This window comes from Undibacterium sp. FW305-107 (assembly GCF_058788535.1).
Map to the genome: position 1 here is coordinate 1 of NZ_JBYTAV010000031.1, position 547 is coordinate 547.

Annotated in this window: 1 protein-coding gene; it reads left to right on the forward strand. The window is 46.3% G+C overall.

What is annotated here, in order from left to right; genetic code table 11:
- Positions 1-530: IS3 family transposase (locus AC3WQT_RS28895; protein WP_492709475.1), on the forward strand; the 530-nt coding region annotated here is incomplete at its 5' end.
- Positions 531-547 lie beyond the last annotated feature (17 nt).

Consider the following 547-nt stretch of genomic DNA (forward strand, 5'->3'; position numbering starts at 1 on the left):
CCAGGCAGTTCAATCCTGTAGCCCCCAACCTGGCTTACGTATCAGATATCACCTATATCCGTACTGAAACAGGCTGGCTTTATCTGGCAGTCGTGCTGGACTTATTCTCACGTAAAGTGGTGGGATGGGCGATGGCACCCAATATGCCAGCAGAACTGGTTTGTGATGCTTTACGCATGGCAATTGGGCAACGCAAACCTGTTTCTGGCTTAATTGTTCATTCTGACCGGGGTTCTCAGTATGCCAGCCGTCAGTATCAGGCATTGCTGCAAGAGTACGGTTTTATTTGCAGCATGAGCCGCAAAGGAAATTGTTGGGACAATGCTGTTGCAGAGCGCTTCTTCCTCAATTTGAAGATGGAACGCGTTTGGCAAGGCAGCTACGCCAATAAAATGGAAGCAAGGCAAGACATCGTTGCTTATATAACGAATTTCTACAACACCACACGTTTGCATTCTACATTGGGATATTTATCTCCCTCTGTCTTCGAACGTCATTACGCCGTAAAAACTCCTATTTCTTTGTCCTGATTTACTTGACCACTACA